Source organism: ANME-2 cluster archaeon (assembly GCA_014237145.1).
Lineage (GTDB): Archaea > Halobacteriota > Methanosarcinia > Methanosarcinales > Methanocomedenaceae > Methanocomedens_A.
In genome coordinates this window covers 1-19,613 of sequence record JAAXOC010000065.1, presented here as the reverse complement: position 1 = coordinate 19,613, position 19,613 = coordinate 1, and the positions used below count along the sequence as shown (strand labels likewise).

Annotated in this window: 21 protein-coding genes; 10 read left to right on the top strand and 11 right to left on the bottom strand. The window is 42.2% G+C overall.

The window, feature by feature from the left end; translation table 11 throughout:
* Positions 1–123: 123 nt before the first annotated feature.
* Together HF974_08370 and HF974_08365 are read right to left on the bottom strand one after the other, a co-directional pair.
* On the bottom strand, positions 124–1,938 hold the full coding sequence (locus tag HF974_08370) for an IS1634 family transposase (protein ID MBC2698331.1): 1,815 nt from the start codon (positions 1,936–1,938) through the stop codon (positions 124–126).
* Between the two features lie 283 nt (positions 1,939–2,221).
* Complete coding sequence (locus tag HF974_08365; GenBank protein MBC2698330.1) at positions 2,222–2,812, bottom strand: acylphosphatase; 591 nt, start codon at positions 2,810–2,812, stop codon at positions 2,222–2,224.
* 224 nt (positions 2,813–3,036) lie between these two features.
* Between HF974_08365 and HF974_08360 the strand changes: the two genes are divergently transcribed.
* Both HF974_08360 and HF974_08355 read left to right on the top strand, forming a co-directional pair.
* A complete protein-coding gene (locus HF974_08360) occupies positions 3,037–4,146 on the top strand; it encodes a DUF373 family protein (protein ID MBC2698329.1) in 1,110 nt (369 codons plus the stop codon).
* On the top strand, positions 4,118–4,936 hold the full coding sequence (locus tag HF974_08355) for an MTAP family purine nucleoside phosphorylase (protein MBC2698328.1): 819 nt from the start codon (positions 4,118–4,120) through the stop codon (positions 4,934–4,936). Before HF974_08360 ends, HF974_08355 begins: the two co-directional genes overlap by 29 nt.
* A 23-nt stretch (positions 4,937–4,959) precedes the next feature.
* Here HF974_08355 and HF974_08350 read toward each other — a convergent pair whose 3' ends face one another.
* From HF974_08350 to HF974_08340, 3 genes are all read right to left on the bottom strand, one after another.
* Complete coding sequence (locus tag HF974_08350; GenBank protein ID MBC2698327.1) at positions 4,960–5,451, bottom strand: hypothetical protein; 492 nt, start codon at positions 5,449–5,451, stop codon at positions 4,960–4,962.
* 153 nt (positions 5,452–5,604) lie between these two features.
* Entirely contained in the window at positions 5,605–5,763 is a 159-nt protein-coding gene (locus HF974_08345) for a hypothetical protein (GenBank protein ID MBC2698326.1), read from the bottom strand.
* Positions 5,764–5,836: 73 nt separating this feature from the next.
* Positions 5,837–6,784: an ATP-grasp domain-containing protein gene (locus tag HF974_08340; protein MBC2698325.1), complete on the bottom strand. Its 948-nt coding sequence runs from the start codon at positions 6,782–6,784 to the stop codon at positions 5,837–5,839.
* A 616-nt stretch (positions 6,785–7,400) separates the two neighbouring features.
* Here HF974_08340 and HF974_08335 point away from each other — a divergent pair.
* Positions 7,401–8,135: a SprT family zinc-dependent metalloprotease gene (locus HF974_08335; GenBank protein MBC2698324.1), complete on the top strand. Its 735-nt coding sequence runs from the start codon at positions 7,401–7,403 to the stop codon at positions 8,133–8,135.
* Between the two features lie 371 nt (positions 8,136–8,506).
* Here the strand turns inward: HF974_08335 and HF974_08330 are convergent, their stop codons facing one another.
* From HF974_08330 to HF974_08315, 4 genes are all read right to left on the bottom strand, one after another.
* A complete protein-coding gene (locus HF974_08330) occupies positions 8,507–9,079 on the bottom strand; it encodes a LemA family protein (protein MBC2698323.1) in 573 nt (190 codons plus the stop codon).
* Positions 9,076–9,729, bottom strand: coding sequence for a hypothetical protein (locus tag HF974_08325; GenBank protein ID MBC2698322.1), 654 nt, complete (start codon positions 9,727–9,729; stop codon positions 9,076–9,078). The genes HF974_08330 and HF974_08325 overlap by 4 nt, the downstream gene beginning before the upstream one ends.
* A gap of 155 nt (positions 9,730–9,884) precedes the next feature.
* Positions 9,885–10,622 carry a hypothetical protein gene (locus HF974_08320; GenBank protein ID MBC2698321.1) on the bottom strand — a complete coding sequence of 246 codons (738 nt, stop codon included), beginning with the start codon at positions 10,620–10,622 and terminating at the stop codon, positions 9,885–9,887.
* Between the two features lie 515 nt (positions 10,623–11,137).
* A complete protein-coding gene (locus tag HF974_08315; GenBank protein MBC2698320.1) occupies positions 11,138–12,136 on the bottom strand; it encodes an NAD-dependent epimerase/dehydratase family protein in 999 nt (332 codons plus the stop codon).
* Positions 12,137–12,920: 784 nt separating this feature from the next.
* Here HF974_08315 and HF974_08310 point away from each other — a divergent pair.
* The 5 genes from HF974_08310 (at position 12,921) to HF974_08290 (ending at position 17,123) form a co-directional block, all read left to right on the top strand.
* Positions 12,921–13,271, top strand: coding sequence for a CGGC domain-containing protein (locus HF974_08310; GenBank protein MBC2698319.1), 351 nt, complete (start codon positions 12,921–12,923; stop codon positions 13,269–13,271).
* Positions 13,272–13,290: 19 nt separating this feature from the next.
* Complete coding sequence (locus HF974_08305; GenBank protein ID MBC2698318.1) at positions 13,291–13,659, top strand: 4Fe-4S binding protein; 369 nt, start codon at positions 13,291–13,293, stop codon at positions 13,657–13,659.
* A gap of 6 nt (positions 13,660–13,665) precedes the next feature.
* Positions 13,666–14,649, top strand: coding sequence for a formylmethanofuran dehydrogenase (locus HF974_08300; protein MBC2698317.1), 984 nt, complete (start codon positions 13,666–13,668; stop codon positions 14,647–14,649).
* A gap of 22 nt (positions 14,650–14,671) precedes the next feature.
* Positions 14,672–14,878, top strand: a complete 207-nt coding sequence (locus HF974_08295) for a dodecin domain-containing protein (protein ID MBC2698316.1) — start codon at positions 14,672–14,674, stop codon at positions 14,876–14,878.
* Between the two features lie 322 nt (positions 14,879–15,200).
* Complete coding sequence (locus HF974_08290; GenBank protein MBC2698315.1) at positions 15,201–17,123, top strand: hypothetical protein; 1,923 nt, start codon at positions 15,201–15,203, stop codon at positions 17,121–17,123.
* Here HF974_08290 and HF974_08285 read toward each other — a convergent pair.
* Positions 17,120–17,344: a hypothetical protein gene (locus tag HF974_08285; protein MBC2698314.1), complete on the bottom strand. Its 225-nt coding sequence runs from the start codon at positions 17,342–17,344 to the stop codon at positions 17,120–17,122. The two genes, HF974_08290 and HF974_08285, sit on opposite strands and share 4 nt — an antisense overlap.
* Before the next feature lie 317 nt (positions 17,345–17,661).
* Here HF974_08285 and HF974_08280 point away from each other — a divergent pair, with 317 nt between their 5' ends.
* Positions 17,662–18,660 carry an ATP-binding protein gene (locus tag HF974_08280; protein ID MBC2698313.1) on the top strand — a complete coding sequence of 333 codons (999 nt, stop codon included), beginning with the start codon at positions 17,662–17,664 and terminating at the stop codon, positions 18,658–18,660.
* A 6-nt stretch (positions 18,661–18,666) separates the two neighbouring features.
* On the top strand, positions 18,667–19,062 hold the full coding sequence (locus HF974_08275) for a DUF234 domain-containing protein (protein MBC2698312.1): 396 nt from the start codon (positions 18,667–18,669) through the stop codon (positions 19,060–19,062).
* On the opposite strand, the gene HF974_08270 is transcribed toward HF974_08275, so the two are convergent.
* A complete protein-coding gene (locus HF974_08270; GenBank protein ID MBC2698311.1) occupies positions 19,040–19,408 on the bottom strand; it encodes a DUF1670 domain-containing protein in 369 nt (122 codons plus the stop codon). The genes HF974_08275 and HF974_08270 overlap by 23 nt on opposite strands.
* Between the last annotated feature and the right edge of the window lie 205 nt (positions 19,409–19,613).

Below are 19,613 nucleotides of genomic sequence, written 5' to 3'. Positions count from 1 at the left end.
CTATTGAATGTTATTTCAGTCCCACCTTAGTGTGCGCCTATTCTCTGTATATAACCCATCTTCGTCAGATTAAAATCAAAACACTATCAGTAAACCTCCCCCTTTTTCGAGTCTGTTCTACAACTATTTAATCCCGATTGAGTTTAAGTATCGACTCTCCCTCAAATACTTACAATTGAAGTGCCCCACAATGCTTTTTTGCACATCCGTCAAGGGCATAAGCTTCTTACCATCACATTTAGTGCCCCTCACACCCAATTTCGCAACTTCACATCTCCCAAGCGTACTATAGACCTTCCTCACACTACCCACATCCTCAACCGAAGCTTCTCTGAGCCTGTTTGTAACAGTCACATCCAGCAGATAAGCCAAAATGCATATCGTATAATGTGCACGGACATGCTCATTGCTATACACAAATGTCGGCCGGAACTTAAGGAAAGACTTCACTTCCTTGAATCCCTCTTCCACCCTATTCTTGTCCCTATAGGCACTGATAAGTTTTTCCGGATCGAGCCTGAACTCCTCAGGCTCTGTTGTTTCCGCGATATTCGTGATCAAGATCCACATACCATCCGTCAGCATTGCCTTTTCAATCGCCCCCTTTTTCCTTTTGTATTTGAGATTGAAAGTCCGAACCTCAGAACCCCCTTTCGTAGTTATGACCACGCTCTCAAGGATATACTCCAAATAGCCATTCACCTTAAACTTCTCCAGCACCCCATCAATCCTTTTTTCAGTCGGCTTTTCATTACGGCTCTTTTTCGCCTCCATGAGAGCGTTTTTCTCTTCCTCCAGTTCCTCTATCGCCTTCCCTATGAGCTTTTCCCTGGCCTTTCGCTGATTCACTAAAAGCTCTGAGTTAAACACCAGTATGTGCCGTCTGCCACTGCTATCCACTCCCAGGTCTTCGTAATATGTGTTATCATCGTATTTGGTCAAACCCTTCGAGATTATCTTATTTTCTGTGGTCTTTTCTGTAAAGTTCTTGAATCTCTCAGGCTTAAAACCTTCAACTCCGGTCAACTGGTCTTTGTCCAGGGCAGTAATGTACAGGTAGTTCTTGCTGTCTTCCAGATGCTTCAGGTTGTCATCTGAGACCATTCCGCGATCGAAAACCATGATAACTTTTGGTAAATTGAATTTTTTTTTCCATCGATCAGCATTTCCTGTAAGCGTTTTGACATCGGCAGTATAATCTTCAAGAATGTCCCAGGAAAATGGGTAACCTTTTGAGTTAATGAGAAGTGAAAGAACAATCTTTTTGTTTTTGAACCCGTTCGCTTTGGTCATACCAGGACCGGCAAGCTGACAGTTTTTACCTTCGAAATACGAGTCAGAAAGATCATAGAAAATGATTCGCATGCTCTCTTCATCCGAACTTTTCAGCGTTTTGTAAAGGTATTGCTCGATTTTTTCTTTTTGCTGCTCGATCACTGTGAGTTCACGGTATATCCGGGATTCGTTGAAATGTGTTCCATCAATCCCTAGAATGTGGTTGCAGGTAGTTGTGTTGAACCAGTCAACGGCAGAGAGGTAACTTCCCGGATCTAAACAACGGTAGAAGGTGAGGATCTTAGCGATATCACTGGTTGATATGTCTTTGTTCCGGGTTTTGCTGGTTTCTTCTGGTAATGGGAATTGCTTTGAGAGACACCACTCTTCATCCCATAAGTGGTTCAAAAATGCTATGTCAAGGTAATGCCAGTGGTCTTCGAAGATCAGGTCATCAAAGGTTGTGACGACTGTTTCAGGGCTTTGGGTTATTTTTAGTGCATTGCGTATTTGCTGTGCCTGTAGTGGGGTGAGTGTCCCGAGATAGAACAGAACTTTCTTTTTGCTCTTTTTTCCTTCCCGATAGGATTCTGCAATGGAGTAGTAGGTGTAGGTTTTGCCGTTCTTTTTCCGTGACTGTGCAAGTAATTGAATGGTCTTCACTTAATATTTATTATAAATCGTAAACAATATAAAGCTTTTTGTTATCAAATCTGTTCCACATAAAAAATATAAAAAAAGTTATTTATTTACTAAAAAACGAGATGAGTAGTGATTGTAAGAAGTTATTTATGGGGTGAAAAAGTAGAATTTATATGGGAAACTGACGAAGATGGGATATAAACTACGCATAAAGACGCAACCGATTATTCCATCTAAAAGAAGGTGTCACGTACGACTGGGAAAATGTAAACGGTTTCCCGGCATTGAAGGAACGCAGAAAAAATTATCTTTTCATTGCTTCAGCGATTCGTTCTGGAAGGGAGTCAAGCCTCTCATTAATTCCACTTATAGAATCATTGATAGTATCGAGTTTACTAAGTCCATCAAGCTTATCGAGTTTAGTAAGTCCATCAAGCTTATCGAGTTTACTAAGTCCATCAAGCTTATCGAGTTTACTAAGTTTATCAAGCTTATCGAGTTTACTAAGTTTATCTAGCTTATCGAGTTTTACATCGATGCTACCTAATTTTATATCCTGGCTACTTAGTAAACTGTTGCCTTTATCTAACCTGTCGCTGATCTCTCGCATATCATCAGTAACTACCCTTCCAAACGGATAAGGTAAATTAAGATCATCTGCAAGCTCTTTTGTTTCAATTTTGGTATCCGGTCTGACTATTTCCAAATCATGAATGAATTCTGAAACTGCAGATTCAGGCCCGCTGACCATAATTTTAACTGACCCATCAGAATCATTGAAAACTAATCCATTCAGCCCTCTAATCTTTCCATTGGTTTCTACAATCTCCCTGTATCCAACCATTTGGACATGATCAGTTACTGTTGCATAGATGCTTTTTACTGCGGCTACCATTATGATATCCTTTTTTGTTACGAAAGTATTATAGTTTTGTGGTAATTGCCCGAATTTCCGAGGGGACCACCCTTTGCAGATGTCAGGAACGTGGAAGAAATGTGGGAAGAGCCTACCGGTAAGTTCAGTTCCTTTTATTTACGCTACAAATGACCTCTTAATTATGATTTTACAGAACACTTTTTATATCTCCTTTAATAATATCAATATGAGGCCTATAACACATGGATAAGCTTATTATCTGCATCGACCGCGACGACGATATCGGATATAAGGCAGGTGAGACCAGTCCGGTTATCGGGCGGGAAAAAAACCTTGAAGCTGCAATGAAACTTGGTACAGCCGACCCAGAGGATTCTGATATCAATACCATATACGCTGGTGTGAAACTATATGATGAACTGGTGGAAAACGGGCTGGATGTAGAAATAGTATCCATAGCAGGGGACCGTGATGTGGGTCTGATCTCTGACCAGAAGATATCTGACCAGCTTGACAGTATCGTGGCAGAATACGATGTCAAGAACGCCATCCTCGTCTCCGATGGGGCAGAAGACGAATCAGTTTTGCCCATTATACAATCCAGGATAAAAGTGGACGGTGTCCACCGGGTCATAGTCAAACAGAGTGTAAACCTGGAAAGTACATATTACATATTAAAGACTGCTTTCAATGACCCGAAAATATCCCATTCCTTCTTCGTACCGCTTGGCTTGGCTGCAGTAATATATTCAATCTTCCTCTTTGCAGGCGATCCAAAATACGCATGGGCCGCTATCCTGGGTGCTATCGGTGCTTATATGCTGTTCAGGGGTTTCGGACTTGATGACGTACTGGAAGAATTCAAATCCAATATGAAACAATCACTGGTCACAGGTAAGATATCCTTTATCACTTATTCCATTGCCTTGATATTGACTGTCATAGGGACAATAATAGGTGTTGCCAGATTCTGGGAATATTATACCCGGGTAGATATTTTCGTTGGCATAATAATACTTCTCATGGTATTTGTGAACATATCCATATGGTGGTATGTAGCGGCAGGCTGGATAGCCACTATTGGCAGGATGATCGATCTTCAAAGGGAAGGCAATAATTACAAACGGCACTGGTCTTACCTGTTCTTCCTGTTCTCATCAGGATTGTTGTTCTGGGGTTCCAGTACCTTCATACTCTCGGTAAGTAGTTCTGTGGATGAATTTTACATCACATCCGATACTGGTCGCAATCTTCTTGTATTGTCAATTGTCGGTGCCATTATCATATCACTAATAGGTATATGGATATCAACGAGGACATCAAATGCCCGAAACCAGCAAGAAACAACATAATATCGATGCCGTTGTAATCGGGGGCGTAGGGTTTAACCCGGATGATTACGATTTTGTGACAATCAAAGTAAATACTCCCTACGGCAACGTAAAGGTAAAAACCGGGAATGTACCTCACCGAACCAGGATACTGAAACTTGCACTGATACAGAGGCATGCCAATGATGATACCTCATCGGGTGCAGAACACCTCCCCCCACACAAGCTCAATTACAGGGCCAGTGTATGGGCTGTAAGATCACTTGGTGCCAATAGGGTAATAGCTACTAATTCAGTTGGTACCATGGGCAGCCATCCCGCGGGAAGTTTCCTGGTAGCCGATGATTTTATTGACCTGACACGGTCAAGGGTGAATACATTCTATGATGACAGGACAGTCCATGTTGATATGACTGAACCTTACTGTCCAGAGATCAGTGCCTGCCTGCTTAGTTCCCTGGAAAACAACCATATGGAACCTTTCAGGGGTGTGTATGTCTGTACTGAAGGGCCAAGGTTCGAGACTGCTGCAGAGATACGCATGCTTGGAACCTTCGGGGACGTGGTAGGTATGACTGGACTACCTGAGGTTGTGTTGGCGCGGGAGTTGGGATTGTGCTATGCATCATTGTGTATCATTACCAATCAGGCATGCGGACTTGCCGGAAATAAACTGACTGTCGATGAGGTCCTGGAAATGCTGGAAATAAAACAGGAAACACTTCGCACCATCCTGCTGGATGCAATTATATCGTTACCTGCCCACAGCAATTGCGGCTGTAAGGACGCAATCAAAGGGGCTATTATCTGATCATGTGGTTACTATCTGATCCATTATGTCGGATTGTCGTGTTTTTCGATTGCCTCTTCCACAGTCATTTTGCCTTTTGCAACTTTTCGGGCCAGGTCCCTGGGTATGGTGGTCTTTCCTTTGGAATATTCACGGCTGTATTCCTGGATTCGCTTGATCTCACCCATCGAGGGCTCAACTTCCTGCTTCCCGACACTGGTTCCTTTAAGCCTGGCAATGTTGATAGCTGCAATGATATCTGACATTTCGGAACCATGGATTCCGCGACCCATGGATGGCGATGTGCCAATCTCACCCACCACTTCTACATTGACACCCATATCCTGGATTGAATTGATCAACCGGGTCCTTACAAGTCTTGCCCCGTTCCCGATCCTGATAGCAATGTCCTTACCAGGATAATTTTCCAGTATCTGTCGCACCAATCCGGGCACGTCACGGGCCGGTACATGATACACTTCGCTTACCGGGCCGTTTTCCAGTACTGCAACTCCAGGGTTCTTACCAGGATCCAAAGACTTTTTATTATTTCCTGGAACGATTTATAACCACAGAGTGCACAGAGAGCACAGAGAAACAATAACGCTCTGTGTGTTTAGTCCGGATGTATATTAATATAATTGTGAATTAACAATATCAGGATATCTTTTCATGGGATGTGCATAATCTTATTTTCCGGATTTCTTTGCCAGTTCCTCGACCACATCCTGTGGTAGTGCCTTTGCAAGATTTAATTTGGTCACGCACCTGGTTGGAATGTCTCTTTTCTTTGCTTCTTCACGTAATGACTTGGCATCGATTTTCTTAACAAGTTCTTCAATCTCCATGTAAATAACACCTCTATTCCAATATGAATTCAATCCAATTCCAATATAAATTCTATTCCATAACTAATGAATGTTATTGTGTCAGGTCAGCCTTGGTAAAATTATACTCATTGGTAATATTTACACTAAAAGGCAGGTCACCGGAATGTGCTTTAAGTATCAGTTCACCCAGCTCTTCTTCCATAATCTTGCTTATCCCAATAATGGATGTGGTTGGTCTGGGATTCACATCTATCACCCATGGCTTATCAGCCAGCACAATATCCACTCCAACATATCCCCGGCACCCCAGCGCTTCTGCACTACGCTGCGCTGCTCGGAATAACTCCTGGTTCCTGCCTGTGTCTACTCCAACCGTGCCCCCGTTGTACTGTATCTCGCTGCCAATGCTGATATTCTGCCGGTTAACTGTCAGCGGCAGGGTAAGGGGGGACTGAGCCCGGGGCTGGGTATCATTTCCCACAATCAGGCTGGCGCTCAGGTGCCCCCCTTCTATATACCTGGTTGCCACAAAACCTTCGGGTATCATGGTGGCGCAGGAATACCTGGTAAGGGTGGTATCTTCTGAAGCACATCCCCATCTGGGTTTGAGTACTATCCTGTCACCAAGGGAAAATATATTCTGCTCACCGGATATTGTTGTGGCAGGGACTTTTATTCCTTTATTTTCCAGTATCCTGGTACACTTTAGTTTATCTGCACACAACCTGACCGAACCTGACGGGCATCCCAGGTTTATTGTATTCTTCTCTACCATTTCTGTCAGGTCACCCAGCAGTTCATCAGGTGCCACCACCAGGGCTGCATCACACTGTGCTGATAATTCCTCAACAGACCGATCAAAGTCCTTTGTCTTAACCGCAGTGCCTACCGGTAGTACCGGGCCGCTGGTCGGGTATACCACTTTATGGCCTGCGGCTATGAAACTTTTGGCAAGTACATCCAGCATGGCCCTGCCTTCCAGCAGTATGGTACCTCCCTCGCCTGCACCCACCGCATACTCGGCTACCATTATATCCATTGGGCAAATAATACGCCTTATTGCATTTTAATATAATTGTTCTGTTACCAAATCAGCCGTAATAATGGGCAATGTCCTGTTTGTTTGTCTTTTCTCTTTTATGCTTTAAGGGGTCAACGATCCTGTTTTGGAAATATGATGCATCAAAATTGATGCTCGTGATATTAGTATTTCTTTCAGGCGCAATACCACCATTAAATTCAAAGATGTTCCAGCAAATGCGCCCGCAACAAATCTGGCACTGAGATTTTACAACACCCAATAACACAACACGACTGCACCCACTGCTCGCGAGTGTGGTGTGGGCGCAGTCAGGAACACGAGCGGATAGGGATCTGAAGCGATGATTTTTAATGTGCGTGGATACATAAAGTTGGCAGGCGCAGGAAATGGTCGAACAGGTTGAGTTCACAGGAAAGGCGTAAGTGGTGAGATCGAAGAACAAAGAGAGGCGGTGAGGTAATTCAGGGATAATTTTGTGATCCATAATGACAAGGAAGAAGCACAAGAAAATGCTCCCCCCAGCCGTATTTACTTGGAGTACATAAAGTTATACTTCATGTGCAAAAACAAAGACCAGAACCTGCAAATACCTTTTAGTAATAGGATCTACATCATGAAAAAAGACATAGCCCATCTAAAATATACTCCCAAGCAGATTAAGAAAAAAACACGAAAAATCTCTCGCAAGATACTTGCAGAATCTGAAAACATTGATAATGGTAATTTTAATAGCATCGCAATACGTGACGTTTCCCATCTGTTCGAACTGTACGATCAGTATTTCTTTGATAGACTTTTCCAGGATCATCACAGACATAAGATATTTTTTCGTTTATCCGACAGAATGACCAGATCAGGTGGAAGGATCGCTTATACACAACAGACAGAGACATATACAATCTCCTTATCAACTACATTGATCTTCCAGACCTTTCATGATGTTACACGAGAGGTGGCGGTAAACGGAATTGTTTGTCATAATAGATTGGAAGCGACAATGCGCATATTAGAACACGAGATCATCCACCTTCTGGAATGGGTACGATTTGGTTCTACGAACTGTTCCAAACCCCGTTTTCAAGATTTGAGCTATAACATTTTCGGACATACGGAAGTTACTCATCAATTAGTGACCCAAACAGAGCGTGCCAGAAAAAAATTCAACCTCCAGGTGGGAGATAAAGTGTCATTTGAATACAATGGAGAAATCCATCATGGATTTATCTCCCGTATAACCAAGCGTGCTACGGTTATGGCTAATGATCCGGATGGAGACTATAAGGATTTTCAGGGTAATCGCTATTGCAAATATTACATCCCGCTATCATCACTTGAAGCAGTCAAATAGTATTACTTCCCTGTACATCGAAGAGCGCCCGGATACTATAGATGATAAATTAACCTGTCAGCCGGAAGTATTCGGACGAAAAAAACTCAGGATGATGGGTGCGCAGTGACACTCTCCCGTCTACAAGACGGAGGCATCCTGTTTCGCTGACGTTCCAACGAACATCTCCACAGGCGTTAATTCGGACATAGCTTGGCCTACCTTCTGCACTATATTGATTGCAGCATTGATGTCCCGATCCAATTCAACATATATTTCAGTACGCCCACACAAGTGTCCTTACTGCAAATTGAAATTCTAACGTCGGTTGGGATAATGAAGCAGGAATCTCCTCCCCCACCGCATAGCGCAGGGAAGGGATAGTTCACAAACTAAAACTCCACTTCTGGTACATTTTCTGCCCCTTCATCAGATTCAAAGTACAGCTTCTCATCAAATCCAAACATATTTGCCACAATCCCGGCAGGCATTCGTTTAATCTTTGTATTGTATGCCCTGACCTGTTCATTGTAACGCATTCTTTCCACTGCGATGCGGTTTTCAGTCCCTTCGAGTTGCGCCTGGAGTGCCAGGAAGTTTTCATTTGCCTTAAGATCCGGGTAGTTTTCCACAACCAGAAGAAGTCTGGATATTGCAGAATCCATGCTGCCTGCCGCTTCCATTTTACTCTGTTGTGTGGCTGCAGCACCCCATTGACTTCTGGCCGCCGTAATCTCTGTAAGGACTTCTTCTTCATGTGCAGCATACCCTTTCACTGTGGAAACAAGGTTGGGTATAAGGTCTGCCCTTCTTTGGTACTGGCTTTCCACCTGTGCCCATGATGCGTCAACCCCTTCTTCTGCTGCCACAAAGCCGTTGTATGTAGAAAGAAACCACCCTCCAGTCAATAATATAATCAGAACGATGGCGCCGATAACTCCAAAGAGTACATTCCTTGTGTTCATTCATTCACCTCAAGTTCATCAATAATTTCTCCGATATCAGATAATATCCTGATTATATGTTCGATATATTGTTCTTTATCTTTACTCATTTTGGCAGTCTTGTGCCTTATGCCGTAAATATCTTCCAGAACCTGGGTGTCGATTCCATACCCATCTGACACAATCCTGAATAACTCTTCAGCATCAGTCCAGTCATTGCGCAAATCCTTCAGATGAATCAGGGCTCCAAGGATGGGCATGAGGGTCGGAACTGCCGCAAGAATAAGGTGTTCAAGATCCTTACCTTTAAACTGGAGGTATTCCTCCCTGAGATGAATCAGCTTTGAGCGAAACTCGAACTCAAGCTGGTGGCGCAGGTGTTTCTTTGATATTGTGATATCAGCCAAACAATCCTCGCCATGGAGTACCTCATAGTGCTGCTTGATATTTAAAAACTCAATTGGGAATACATCAACCCCGTCTGTGAGTTCTTCCTTTGTCATGACAAGAGGTACTTCCTTAAGCGGTTTTATTGATCGTAGCGTGGTAAGATCAATGTGGTTACAAACCGCAAGAAGTCGTGTCTCATCGCCTGTGTGGTACTGCACCAGTGCCACCAGATTACTGCCAAGAATATCTGTTAGTTTTTCTATCTGTGTATCCGCTGTCATGCAATCACCCATGTAATATTATCATTAATCCCCTATAATCATTAATTTTCATTGACTTTGTGGCCATATTTCTACCACTGTGTCCCTTCATGTATGGCTTTTATTCTTTCACTCATTCCTTTTTCATTTTTCATTTTCCACCATTTTAGCCCACATCACCAACTTCCACCAAATCCGCCACCGCCAGACATTCCACCACCGAATCCACCAAATCCGCCACCGCCAGATATTCCACCACCGAATCCACCGCCAAATCCGCCAATATAAGTACCGCCCATACTCCTTCTACCACCCCGCCCTTTGCGGGGTACAAGAATAAATAGTGCAAATATAAGAGCAAAAAACAACAAAGGCCAGATAGATTCGCCATCATTGGATTGTCCTGTGGGCTTCATGCTATATCGTGATATTACTTCCTTATTCCCATCAATAAGTCCCTCAATTACCACTATGGACTCATAGATTCCCTTTCCATAATCCTCGTTTTTAAAATTCGGTACTATTATCCTGTCCCCGATATTCACCTTCATGCTGTCTGTTATGACTCCCTCCAGGCCATAGCCCACCTCAAAGCGATACTCACGCTCCTGTTTGGATACCAGAATCAACAACCCGTTATCCCTGTCGGTTTTACCTATGCCTGCCTGTTGGAATAGATTTACAGCATACATTTCCTTTGATTCCCCTTCAAAGGATTCCACTGTGACAACCGCTATTTCGACAGTGGTCTTTTCCTCAATTTGTTTGGCCAGTGCTGTTATTTGTGCTTCGTATGAGGAATCAATCATATTGGCATTATCTGTGACAAAACCTGTGAGTTGCGGATAACTGGCACCACTGGCAGTGGCAACAGATAAAATCATAATAATAAGAATTAATGCCCATTTTGTCATTTTTGTAACACCTGTTGTTGTAATATTAATACTTAAATTGTGGCAACCCCTTACATTCCTGCTTCATTCTCATACTATCCATCCTACATGCTTAAATAACTTTGCTAGTGGCAAGTGTCAACGGCGGTCAAAAATTCCCCATTTTCGGCGGTTTAAAATCCCCACAGTATCCATCCGGCGCGAAAGCGCCGCATATTACTAAAATTGCATGAATTAAAAATGATCTGTAATAGAGTGAACCCAACGATCAATACCTCAAAAGGATTTGACATCCCGATTTATAATTACCAAACTTATGTTGAGCATCAACAACATCCGCAGGAATGTAATACTCAATGAGCCGTCATATTTTACCTTAATGTTGAGTAGTCACGAACTGGTCGGATGTCGGGGGCATCTTGAGGTTGCATGAGGATTGTAAACGCATTTTGTAATCGGTCTCCGTTTAGATAATCGATAAGTGCTTCTTTTTCAATTTTCAAGCGACTGTTGCCCGCAAACTTTATTTACGACTCTCAATCCCCCCAGGAACAATCCGGTTTCTGTTTGAGCAGTCCCTGTTCCCAGTACCATATTATTGTCTTCCTTAAACCATTTTCCAAAGGTGTATACACAATACCCAATTCCTTTTCCGCCTTCGAGCCACCAACCCGTAAACCATAGGAAGCAATACGAAAAGTCTCCCAGGAGAGAACAGGAGGCTCCTTAGTGAAACGAGAAAACGTTTCACCGAATAAGGCAAAAATACCTACAAGAAAGGCAGGGATAATAGGCACCATCTTGACGCCTGACAACTGACAGATTAGCTCGCCCCACTCATTTAGTGTTACAATGTTTCCAGAGAGAATGTAGCGTTCACCTACCCGACCTTTGTCCGCTGCGAGAGTATGTCCTATTCCTACATCGTCAAGATAGACAAAACTGTTTGAACCATCAAATAATCCAGGCATGCGCCCATTGATGAAGTCAACGACAGCACGACCCGATGGTTTTAAATCTCCAGGCCCGTAAACACTTACGGGATTAACTATAATGATCGGGAGTCCTTTGTCCAGGTATGAAAGAGCTATTTTTTCAGCTTCATACTTTGCCCGCTCATATTTCGAAAGGAAATACCCGCGATGTTTAGTTGTTTCTGTGCCGATTTTTCCCTTCTGTTCGACTATACCGACAGCCGTGCTTGTATAAATAACTTTTTTAATATTGACTGCCTGCGCCGCATCCAGAGCATTCCTTGTCCATTCGCATTCCGTTTCCATCAATGTCTTCTCATCAAGGCCCCATAAATCATAGAGAGCGGCTGCGTGGTAGAGCGTAGTGCAACCTTTTAGTGCGGATTTAATGCTCTCTTTATCGAGGATATCACCATAAGCGATCTCAACGCCCTGAACCGTGAGGTTTTCTGTTTTGCTAGTTCGACGAGCAAGAACGTGAACCCTCTCGCCTTGTTTTACAAGTGCCCGGACAATGGCACCACCGACAAATCCTGTTCCTCCAGTTACCAAGACGCTCATTTTAAAAAGCCTCCGGTAAAACTGCGCATGAATTTATGTGTTGCGCTCTGGGGAGTATCAAATAACTGGTTTTGTAAAGTCCCTCTTTCAAGGCATTGCAAAATTATTCTCTCAATTGTGGTCTTTGGGTGAAAACAAGCCAGTAAATCCTTTGACTTTTGGTTCATTTGCGTCATGCTTATAATTTATATTTGAATTTTGAAAACATTTCATTATCAAATTTAGTGCACTGTTCATCCATCCCGCAAATGACTATCCCCGTACTTGCAGTATCGGATCTTTGTATATTTAAATAAAACGGTTTGTTGCTTTGAATCCTTTTTTGTGGTTATTTATAAGTCCAAACCATCCTCCAAGGTCCTGGCTCACGGCCCATGTTCTTTTTCCCCAGGTCGCCCCGGTAGCCAGCCGTTCTTAACCTAAAGAATGTTCCACTTCCTGTCCCAGAGGACAAACAGGGCACGAAGTGCCCTCCATAAGCCCGCAACGTTTGATTGAATTACTACCTGCCCGACCTGTTTATTCCCGCACAATAGCAGAATGCAGGGATTGAGCGAAGCGCAGTCGAATGACCGGAATGAAGATTTTGTGCATTCTGTAAAAGGTGGCCTGAAGTATGAAGGCGACCTTTGAACACTCTGACACTACACCCAATAGCCTCCCTCCAGGGGGAGAGCCAGGATAATAGTAAAATATGGGTAAACTAGAGTTTTGTATTAGATGCTGTTTATCGGCTTCTAAATAATATATAACATTAAATCAATATACAAACAAGGTGAAGATTATTACCAGAGAGAACACCGAAGAAAAACCCACTAAAATCGCAGTTGTCAGGTGTGATATAGTGTCAGAGACATGCCCGGGTGTGGGGTGCTTCATGGCCTTCAATCAGCGTAAGATGTACTTCAAGGACTATGACGAGAATGCTGAAATAATAGCATTTTTCACATGCGGCGGGTGTTCAGGACGGCGCGTGTATCGACTGGTCAAGTCTGTTAAAAAACTCGGCGTGGATGTTATCCACCTTGGTTCCTGCATGCAGATGGAGGATTACCCCAAATGCCCACATATCGATTCCATTAAAAAGACTATTGAAGATGCAGGTATCAGGATTGTTGAAGGTACACATCACTAAACTAAAAGGAGATAAAGAAATGGTAAAACGGACCATAGTTAAAATAGATGAAGAAAAATGCAACGGATGTGGAAAGTGTGTGGCGCCGTGTGCTGAAGGTGCCATACAGATCATTGACGGGAAGGCAAAGGTTGTATCGGAAGAACTGTGCGACGGCATGGGGTACTGTATCGGACTGTGTCCTGAAGGCGCACTGACCGTGGAAGAGCGGGAAACCGAGGAGTTCGATGAAAAAAAGGCCGAAAGCCAGCCCAGGAAGACCGATATCTCCATCAGGTGCTTCAATTGCAATAAGGGAGAAGATGAAGTATACTTGTTGCCCCTGCGCCACAAGATGAAGAGTGAATGGGTATGCACGCACTGTCTGCCCATGCTGATACACGGATAAAATATCATGAAAAACGTCAATATCCGGCTCACATCCCTGGTGGACAGCCTGTGCGATTACACGTTCAATTTCCATTACTTAAATCAAAAACTGGACCCGGATTCCCTGATTCCCAGCCAGGCCGGCAGTTCATACACCTACCAGGACCTTGTGGATGCCCTGAAAGATGGCGCCGATGTCCATATTAAGGGCGACGTGGGTGAACGCCTGGCATATAGCATGGGTGCGGACCTGAAACACATGGGCGGTTCCGGCAGGCCGGAACCAGCGGGCAGGGTTTTTGTTGATGGCAGCGTAGGTAGCGAGGCAGGTATGGGCATGGTGTCCGGTGCATTGTATATAAGCGGGACCGTGCAGGAGCCGCTTGGCAATGTTATTGAGGTTGCCCCTGATGTGTACGGATACAGGAAATTTATTTCCATTACAGATATTATGTGCAGCAGACCAGGTGAGGATACACTGGTGTCCAATTACCTTGACAAGGATGATAATATACTTATTCTCAATGACGGCATTCTACGGGGTACCATAGGCGTTCGCATGGATTGCAGGGGCACGGTGAGAGTGGAAGGTGATGCTTACAATGGCACCGGATTGCTCATGCGCCAGGGTATTGTGTATGTGGAAGGGAATGCCGGTATGAATACTGGTTCCAGGCTGGCCGGAGGTACGGTGGTGATCAGCGGCAAAGTAGATGAGTTCGCTGGTGCATACATGAAATCCGGCAGCTTGGTCATCAAAGAGGCTAAAGGATACGTGGGTGCGAATATGACCGGCGGTGCTATATATTCCAAGAAGAAAGTGCCGCTTAGCCCGCCTGCTACATCCGTCAAAAAGAGCGGTGAGAATAGTAAAATGCTGCGCAGGGTACTTGGTGTAGGTCAGCTGGAGGCCATGCTTTACAATAAATACGAAGTCGGGGCTGAGAAGGAGCAGTATATGACGGTGCATATGCGCGACGGCTCTGTGGTTATGAGGAAAGTTGAATAACAAGATACAGGAGGAAATTGGAATGGTAGTGAAAATAATTGAAACAATTGGGTCGTCCCCAGATGGCTGGGAGGCTGCACTTAAGAATGCAGTAGATGAGGCATCTGAACTGCCTATCTTCAAATCGAAAGGGAATATCAAAAACATCAATGTGAAGAGCTTTGATGTGGAAGTTGAGAATAATCAGGTGAGCCGATTCCTGACAAGGATTGAGATACTGCTTGAATAAGTCATTCTAAAAACGGCAGTATTGATCATAACAATATTGGCAATAGCACTCATTTTCCCAGGGTGCACACCAGAGCCACGGCAGGGGACGGCCACCTGCTCCTTTATTATCTCCATGCAATGCCTTACTTCTTCAGCCTGCAAGCCCACATCGCCAAGGCAGTCCGAGCCTAGTGCTTTAGAGTTGACTGTTGAGGGTGAGGGGGGAGATTAATGAATGAAGCAAATTACTGCAAGTGTAGAGACCTATCGGTCATTTTGAGTTTAGTAAAAAGTCTTAAAAAGATTCCAGGAGATTCAACATGATGAATATTACCCAGGATATGATCAAGGACAGTTTCAGTGAAAGAACCTTCTATAGAGGACTTGACTACTATGAGAACGGCTATGTTATAGGACCTGTAATATTGGATAACACACTCTATGCACGTGTTATAGGAACTATGGAAACACCATATGAAGTAAAGGCTTTTATTAATAACCATAAAATAGATACAAAATGCACCTGTCCGGTTGGATATAAATGTAAACATGCAGTGGCCCTTCTTCTAAACTGGGTGCATGAGCCGTCATCATTTATTGATTCTAATAAATTCATAACTTCGCTGAATTCAATGAGTAAACATGAAATAATCAATATTGTAAAAAAAATAATAAATCATAACCCTGCTATAGTCTGTGAATATTCAATAAATGCAGATGAAAGACCACAGATTAATATTGATGCTATTTCCAACAAAATTGACTGGATAGTATGTGAAGATCTTGATTATTATCATATATGGGATGCAGTACGCAAACTTGAAGAGATACAGGATATTGCTGACGGGCTTATGGACAAAGAATTATATAAAAACGCTGCCGAGATATATCTGGAATTGATAAAGGGCTGCATAACCGCATTTGATCAGGGGGCAGACGATTCGGGAGGCAGTATGGGTGAATTTGCAATTCAATGTGTGAGTGATTTTAATCAATGCATGAAACAGATCAATGACCCAGCCTACAAGGACATGCTCTTAGAAACGATACTGGATATTGCCAATAATGAAGATTATGGTCTGGATACATGGGATATGCTATTTGGTATTATCAATAAGGATAATATTTCGCATGTAGAGGAATACTTGCTGGAAAAATTGAACGCTGAAAAAAAATATGCCAGTGAATCCCATTATCAATATAAAAAGAATAACATCATCCATGTACTAATGGATCTGTATGCACATATTGGAATGCCGCAGGAGAAATTGCGTCTTGCTCAATTTGAACTTATTACCAGGGATGACCATATTCGACTGGCAAATGTGCTGATCGGGGAAAAAAGATATGAAGATGCGTTTGATATAATAAAAAAAGGGATGGCATTATCAGAAGGATCATTTAATGATTTACAGAAACTGTACTTCTCAATTGCCAGTATTTTAATTGATCAAAAACCTGATCTTGTTGATTTCTCAACCTCTATTGATTTCGCATTTGATTTAATGTCCCGGTATTTTTATAAAGATGACTATGAAAAAATAAAAAAAGTATTTTCAGGAATTGGGAAATTAGAAGAATTTAAAGCTACAATGCTAACAAACATGCCAAATAGAAATGCTGTCGTTTCTGCACTATTGCATGATGGGGATTTACAAGCTGCTATTGATGTAATATTGACAGAGCCGAAAATCTCATCCAATATTATTATCGATGTCTCTAAAACAGCCGTGGACAAGGGTATGGAAGTTGAATCGAGTCGACTTACAAAAATCGCAATAGAGCGTGGATGGATGAATGCAGGTCCACCTATGGATACTTTGCTCAAGGTTATGACAGGTGTTTTAGATATGCATACTCTTGAGAATATGTGTAATAGTATAATAAAAAAAGGATCCTATGGAAATGCGCTTATGCTAATACCATACCTGTTGGATAGATATCCTGAATTGTCTGCTGCTCTTGTAATGAATTTTATAACTCATATGCCAGTAGAGGTAGTAGGGCAAGTTGCCTGTGCTGTTTCAAAGAAATCACCAAAACAGGGAGCATCACTGTGCAGGATTCGGATAAATGAGGATATTCTCAGATCTCATATCCATTATGATAAGGTTGTTTTTCTTTTTAAAATAATGAGGGGGATATGTTCATCAATAGGGAAAGAATCTGATTGGGTAAGATGTATCAGGTCATTTGCTGCTGAGAATAAAGGTAAGAAGAAGCTAATTGATATGATGAGAAAAGAGTTTGAGATGTCAATTTAACTCCTTACATTGCTTTTGCTTATGCAGAGACAAAATATATTAAAAAGTTTCCCATTTTCCATCAATGAAGGATATAGCATTTCTATGATCGTCTCAATGTTTTGTATATCCTCTATATTATATCTTACGAGTATGTCAAGCGCTGCCTGGCTGCCGCGCTTGTACTGGTACCACAATCGCACTGAATCGAAACCTGACTGACCAGTGGTTTCGTCAGACATTGAAAGTCCCAGCTCGGTCTTGATATCCAGGAAAATGGTATTTTCCCTGAATTCATCCCAGGACTTGATACCGTTGTCTCATATCTTTCTCTCTGTTGTGGCACCTATCCCGGGCAGGTGGACGTAACTGTTGGTAAGCATATTGAGTAATATGGTCCACCTGATATAAATTATTGATTTTTTTTAATTTCACCGATGTTTTCCATGCGATATCAGTTTATATTGTTATATTGTGTCTCACCATATTATAAACATCATCAGAAATATGCTGCATATTCGAAAGGTTTAAATTTGATTACTGACTAGTAAATTACTGAATGGTAATCAAATTCCATGATAGAGAAAAAGAACTCAATTTTATTGAAGAAGCCTACGAAAAAAGATCGATTAAATCAATAATGATGGTTCTGTATGGACGTCGGCGGGTAGGCAAAACAGCGCTTATAAAGAAATTTATTGATGGGCGTAAGTTCCTCTATCTATTTGTAGAAAATAAATCTGAAAAAGAGTTACTTACAGAGCTAGAGGACTCTTTAACCAATATGCTAGGTATCAGGCCAAGACTGGATAACTGGGATGACCTGCTACGTCTGATCTTCATTGACATCAAAAATTGTATAATTGTATTCGATGAGTTTCAAAATTTCCTCCGGATCGATCCTGAATTCTATTCAAAATTACAGAAATACTGGGATGAATATCATCTCACTTCACAGATATTCCTAATCACAATCGGTTCTTATGTAGGGATAATGAAAAAGATATTTACAGATAAAAAAGAGCCATTGTTTGGAAGAGCGGATTTCCTCTTTAACCTTAAGCCATTCAATTTCTTTGAAACACACCTTTTCATAGACCGCTCTGTTGAAGAGACATGTGAAATATACGCAATCTTTGGCGGTGTTCCAAAATATCTGCTCTACACCCTGCTATATTCCGAAAAAACAATGTCATTGATTGACAAACTCTTCATAGTCGAGCCTGCGCCGCTTATGGAAGAAGGAAAAAACATACTTATAATGGAGTTTGGTAGTGCACACAAAGGATATTTCTCTATCCTTGAGGCAGTTGCACAGGGAAAAACAGTTCAACATGAGATTGTAACCCACACCGGTCTAAACAAAGACACGGTTGGAAAATATTTGTATGAACTGGTTCACGCATATGGAATACTCAAACGCAATTATCCAGTAACAGCAAAGAAAAAATCGCCAAGACAATCGCGATATATAATAAGTGACAATTTCTATCGTTTCTGGTTCCGTTTTATCTACAAAAACCAGTCTATTCTGATTTCAAACCCGGATCCTTTATAATCTCTAATCGCGCGGGATAGGAACACATATTATGGATTTGTATTTGAAGACATTGCGCGTGAGTTTTTCATCGAGCTGAACAAACAACAGAATCGTCTTCCATTTTCCTTCTTACATATCGATAAATGGCGGCACAGGGAAGAAGAGATCGACCTCATTGCCTTTGATGAAGGAAACAACATTCTCTTTTGTGAAGTTAAGTGGAAGAACCTGTCGATGCAAGAATCAATTCACATACTTGATAAACTTAATGGAAAAACAAAGAGTGTTAGCTGGAAAAATTCCAGACGTGTGGAACACTTTGCAATTATCGCAAAAAATATCAAAGGCAAAAGCGAAATTCAAAAAAAGGGATATCTGGCATTTGATCTTGATGATTTCAAAGAAATTTGTGAAAAATGATGTGGACGGAACAGTTCATAAGGAAATAAGGCGGGGTCGTGTTCGTGCCGCTTATTGGCAGGTATGGATTCACTGATGATTGAATGTGTTCATTGATATCACGTCTGACTGTTCTGATGCTGCAATTCAGAAGTTTGAATGCAAGGTCTTCTTGTGTGAGTGATATACCTTGATCCAATGCTTCGTGTACGATTCGGGAGAGTCTCACTTGTCGGAGAGAAACAAGCCCGTACTTATTCCTGATGTCGTCATCTTCTTTTCCGGCATCAAGTGTTACTACCGCTGTTTTCATTTGACAGTCCGATAAGGGCTTTCCAGCTGGTTCTGAGCTGGAAATTCCTAAAATTTTGGTAGTGTCCTAGAATAGACCGCATAACTTATTTCCTATAATATCCATTATTATTTTTGTGATGTTACATGGCTAGACCTCGAAGTAAAATCGATATACAAGGCAGAATCCAGAATGCAAATATTTTTTTGTAGAGTCCGGGAAAGATATAATAAAGCGCGGAAAAAATCGAGCAGGGCATCAACAATATTATTGTAATCAC

Excerpts from the sequence above, each read along its gene's own strand:
- HF974_08365 (MBC2698330.1), bottom strand. The coding sequence starts at position 2,812 with ATGGTAGCCGCAGTAAAAAGCATCTATGCAACAGTAACTGATCATGTC.
- HF974_08360 (MBC2698329.1), top strand. The coding sequence starts at position 3,037 with ATGGATAAGCTTATTATCTGCATCGACCGCGACGACGATATCGGATAT.
- HF974_08355 (MBC2698328.1), top strand. The coding sequence starts at position 4,118 with ATGCCCGAAACCAGCAAGAAACAACATAATATCGATGCCGTTGTAATC.
- HF974_08345 (MBC2698326.1), bottom strand. The coding sequence starts at position 5,763 with ATGGAGATTGAAGAACTTGTTAAGAAAATCGATGCCAAGTCATTACGT.
- HF974_08340 (MBC2698325.1), bottom strand. The coding sequence starts at position 6,784 with ATGGATATAATGGTAGCCGAGTATGCGGTGGGTGCAGGCGAGGGAGGT.
- HF974_08335 (MBC2698324.1), top strand. The coding sequence starts at position 7,401 with ATGAAAAAAGACATAGCCCATCTAAAATATACTCCCAAGCAGATTAAG.
- HF974_08330 (MBC2698323.1), bottom strand. The coding sequence starts at position 9,079 with ATGAACACAAGGAATGTACTCTTTGGAGTTATCGGCGCCATCGTTCTG.
- HF974_08325 (MBC2698322.1), bottom strand. The coding sequence starts at position 9,729 with ATGACAGCGGATACACAGATAGAAAAACTAACAGATATTCTTGGCAGT.
- HF974_08320 (MBC2698321.1), bottom strand. The coding sequence starts at position 10,622 with ATGACAAAATGGGCATTAATTCTTATTATTATGATTTTATCTGTTGCC.
- HF974_08315 (MBC2698320.1), bottom strand. The coding sequence starts at position 12,136 with ATGAGCGTCTTGGTAACTGGAGGAACAGGATTTGTCGGTGGTGCCATT.
- HF974_08305 (MBC2698318.1), top strand. The coding sequence starts at position 13,291 with ATGGTAAAACGGACCATAGTTAAAATAGATGAAGAAAAATGCAACGGA.
- HF974_08300 (MBC2698317.1), top strand. The coding sequence starts at position 13,666 with ATGAAAAACGTCAATATCCGGCTCACATCCCTGGTGGACAGCCTGTGC.
- HF974_08295 (MBC2698316.1), top strand. The coding sequence starts at position 14,672 with ATGGTAGTGAAAATAATTGAAACAATTGGGTCGTCCCCAGATGGCTGG.
- HF974_08290 (MBC2698315.1), top strand. The coding sequence starts at position 15,201 with ATGATCAAGGACAGTTTCAGTGAAAGAACCTTCTATAGAGGACTTGAC.
- HF974_08285 (MBC2698314.1), bottom strand. The coding sequence starts at position 17,344 with ATGTCTGACGAAACCACTGGTCAGTCAGGTTTCGATTCAGTGCGATTG.
- HF974_08280 (MBC2698313.1), top strand. The coding sequence starts at position 17,662 with ATGGTAATCAAATTCCATGATAGAGAAAAAGAACTCAATTTTATTGAA.